This window comes from Lysobacter sp. N42 (assembly GCF_004344885.1).
In genome coordinates this window covers 1-3,679 of sequence record NZ_SKFB01000091.1, presented here as the reverse complement: position 1 = coordinate 3,679, position 3,679 = coordinate 1, and the positions used below count along the sequence as shown (strand labels likewise).

Genomic DNA, 3,679 nt, shown 5'->3' with positions numbered 1-3,679 from the left:
ATCCGGCTCGAAAGCGACGCCAGGCCGGCGCCACGATGCCGCAATCCGGGCGGCAGAGCGGGTTGTTCAGACCTTCCCTCACGCCGCACCAGAAGTGGGGCATCCACTCCACCTATTCCGAGAACCTGATCATGCTCACGCTCAACCGCGGTGGGCCGACGGTCTGGATCAGCGAGGAGGACGCGCAGCGCGCGGGCATCTGCGACAACGACTGGATCGAGGCCTTCAACCTCAACGGCGCGCTCACCGCGCGCGCGATCGTGTCCCAGCGCGTCATGCCGGGCACCGCGATCATGTACCACGCGCAGGAGAAGCTGGTGAACACCGTGGGCTCGGAGATCACCGGCCAGCGCGGCGGCATCCACAACTCGGTCACGCGCATCAACATGAAGCCCACGCACATGATCGGCGGCTACGTGCAGCTGGCCTACGGCTTCAACTACTACGGCACGGTGGGCGCCAACCGCGACGAGTTCGTGCTCATCCGCAAGATGAACGCGATCGACTGGTTCGACAAGGCGGTGGACACCACCGAGGCCGTCAAGCGCGCGGAGGTGGCCAAGTGAAGGTCCGCGCCCAGATCCCGATGGTGCTCAACCTCGACAAGTGCATCGGCTGCCACACCTGCTCGATCACCTGCAAGAACGTGTGGACCAACCGCGAGGGCATGGAGTACGCCTGGTTCAACAACGTCGAGACCAAGCCCGGCATCGGCTACCCCAAGGACTGGGAGAACCAGCAGCGCTGGAACGGCGGCTGGGTGAGGAAGAAGAACGGGCGCATCGAGCCCCGGCTGGGCTCGAAGTGGCGGATCCTGGCCAAGATCTTCTTCAACCCCGACCTGCCCGAGATCGACGACTTCTACGAGCCGTTCACCTACGACTACGACTGGCTGCAGAAGGCGCCCGAGCTGCAGGCGCAACCGGTGGCGCGGCCGCGCTCGCTGGTCACCGGCGAGGTGATGAACAAGATCGAGTGGAGCGGCAACTGGGAGGACGACCTCGGCGGCGAGTTCGCCAAGCGCTCGCAGGACTACAACTTCCAGGACGTGGAGAAGGAGATCTACGGCCAGTTCGAGCAGACTTTCATGATGTACCTGCCGAGGCTGTGCGAGCACTGCCTCAACCCCTCGTGCCTGGCGACCTGCCCGTCCGGCGCCATCTACAAGCGCGAGGAGGACGGCATCGTCCTGATCGATCAGGAGAAGTGCCGCGGCTGGCGCATGTGCGTGTCCGGCTGCCCGTACAAGAAGATCTACTACAACTGGTCCACGGGTAAGTCCGAGAAGTGCATCTTCTGCTACCCGCGCATCGAGACCGGGCAGCCGACGGTGTGCTCGGAGACCTGCGTGGGTCGCATCCGCTACCTGGGCGTGGTGCTCTACGACGCCGACCGCATCGAGGCCGCGGCCTCGGTGGAGAACCCGCGCGATCTCTACGAGGCGCAGCTCGACCTCTTCCTCGACCCCTACGACCCGGCGGTGCAGGACGCCGCGCGGCGCGACGGCGTGCCCGAGGCGTGGATCGAGGCGGCCATGCGCTCGCCGGTCTACAAGATGGCCAAGGAATGGCGCGTGGCCTTCCCGCTGCACCCGGAGTACCGCACGCTGCCGATGGTCTGGTACGTGCCGCCGCTTTCGCCCATCCAGTCGGCGGCCGAGGCGGGGAAGATGTCGGTCAACGACGGCATGCCCGACGTGCGCAGCCTGCGCATCCCGCTCAAGTACCTCGCCAACCTGCTCACCGCCGGCGACGAGGCGCCGGTGGCCGCGGCGCTGGAGCGCATGCTCGCCATGCGCGCCTACATGCGCGCCAAGACCGTGCACGGGCGCATCGACGAGTCCATCGCCCAGCGCGTGGGCCTGAGCGGGCGGATCATCGAGGAGATGTACCGCTACATGGCGCTGGGCGCGTACGAGGACCGCTACGTCATCCCCACCACGCACCGCGAGACCGAGGAGAACGCCTACGTGCTGCGCGGCGCCACCGGCTTCGGCTTCCGCGAGCCCACCAACGGCGTGTCCAAGCTCAACCTGTTCGGCGGGCCCAAGACCAAGCCGCAGCAGCCCTACACGGAGACCACCACGTGAGGCGCACGCTGCGCACGCTGGCCCTGCTGCTGGGCTACCCGTCGGCGGAGCTGCAGGCCGAGGCGCGCGCGCTGCGCGAGGCCGTCGCCGCCGAGCGCGCCCTGCCGGCCGCGCGCATCGCCGCGCTGGACCCGCTGTTCGACGCGCTCTCCACCTCCGACCTGCTCGACGCGCAGGCCGCCTACAGCGAGCTTTTCGACCGCTCGCGGCACCTGGCGCTGCACCTGTTCGAGCACGTGCACGGCGATGGCCGCGAGCGCGGGCAGGCGATGATCGACCTCGGCCAGCTCTACATCGACCACGGCTTCGTGATGACCGGCAACGAGCTGCCGGACTACCTGCCGCTGTTCCTGGAGTTCGCCTCCTGCCTGCCGCCGGCCGAGGCGCGCGACCTGCTCGCCCAGCCGGTGCACGTCTTCGTCGCGCTGGAAGAGCGCCTGCAGCGGCAGGACTCGCCCTACGCCGCGGTGTTCGGCGCGCTGGCGGTGCTGGCCGGCGCCACGCCCGATGCCGAGGCGCTGGCCGAACTGCGCGCGCGCCAGGCCGGGGCGAAGACGCTGGACGAGGAATGGGAGGACGCGCCGGTGTCCTTCGGCAAGCCCACGCTGGACGCCAAGCAGGCCACCGGCGTGGTGGCGCGCATCCGCGCGGCGCAGCAGTCGGTGATGGCGGCGATCAAGGGCTGAGGAGAGAGCGATGAACGAGTTTCTCAACCAGCTGGCCTTCGGCTGGTTTCCGTATCTCGCGGTGACGGTGCTGGTGGTCGGCAGCATCCTGCGCTTCGACAAGGACCAGTACGGCTGGCGCTCGCAGTCCAGCCAGTTCCTGCGCCGCCGGCAGATGCGCATCGGCTCCAACCTCATGCACATGGGCATCCTGGTGCTGCTGGTGGGGCACTTCGTCGGCCTGCTCACGCCCATCGGCGTGTTCGACGCGGTGGGCATCTCGCACGGGTTCAAGCAGACCATGGCGCTGGTGGTGGGCGGCATCGCGGGGCTGGCCGCTTGGCTGGGCTGCACGCTGCTGCTGCACCGTCGCCTGGCCGACCCGCGCATCCGCCGCACCTCCTCGTTCGGCGACATCGCCGTGCTGGCGCTGCTGTGGGCGCAGGTCACCCTCGGCGTGGCCACGACCTACTGGACGATGCAGCACCTGGACGGCAAGGAGATGGTGCTGTTCATGGGCTGGGCGCAGGGCCTGCTGCGCTTCGACCCGGGCGCGGCCGACCTCATCGTCGACGCCGCCTTCGTCTACAAGCTGCACATCGTGCTGGGCCTGGTGCTGTTCCTGATCACGCCCTTCACCCGCCTGGTGCACGTGTTCAGCGCGCCGGTCTGGTACCTGTTCCGCACCGGCTACCAGATCGTGCGGCCGCGCAATCCGCGCCGCCGCGCCGAGATCCCGGTGACGCGCGGCGCCGCGGCCTCGGCCTTCGGCGGGCCGGCGGTGGAGCGCGCCACCTCCGACAGCGGGCAGAGCGGCGTATGAGCCGCGTCATCGACGTCGAACTGCTGGCACCCGCGCCGCCCGCGCCGGCCGCGCGCCCCGCGCCGCAGATGCCCAGCGCCTGCGCCAGCGGCGGCTGCGGCG

Annotated in this window: 4 protein-coding genes; all 4 read left to right on the top strand. The window is 69.1% G+C overall.

The features are described from left to right. A partial coding sequence (locus EYQ95_RS25885) for a molybdopterin dinucleotide binding domain-containing protein (RefSeq protein WP_305792184.1) occupies positions 1 to 566 on the top strand: 566 nt, incomplete at its 5' end. Further along, entirely contained in the window at positions 563 to 2,089 is a 1,527-nt protein-coding gene (gene narH / locus EYQ95_RS25880; RefSeq protein ID WP_132332052.1) for a nitrate reductase subunit beta, read from the top strand. The genes EYQ95_RS25885 and narH, both read left to right, overlap by 4 nt. Beyond that, positions 2,086 to 2,775, top strand: coding sequence for a nitrate reductase molybdenum cofactor assembly chaperone (narJ, locus tag EYQ95_RS25875; protein WP_132332050.1), 690 nt, complete (start codon positions 2,086 to 2,088; stop codon positions 2,773 to 2,775). The genes narH and narJ overlap by 4 nt, the downstream gene beginning before the upstream one ends. Positions 2,776 to 2,785: 10 nt before the next feature. Further along, complete coding sequence (gene narI, locus EYQ95_RS25870; protein ID WP_132332048.1) at positions 2,786 to 3,577, top strand: respiratory nitrate reductase subunit gamma; 792 nt, start codon at positions 2,786 to 2,788, stop codon at positions 3,575 to 3,577. Positions 3,578 to 3,679: the final 102 nt, after the last annotated feature.

What these genes read in the sequence shown, in the direction of transcription:
- narI (WP_132332048.1), top strand. Translation starts at nt 2,786, where the DNA reads ATGAACGAGTTTCTCAACCAGCTGGCCTTCGGCTGGTTTCCGTATCTC.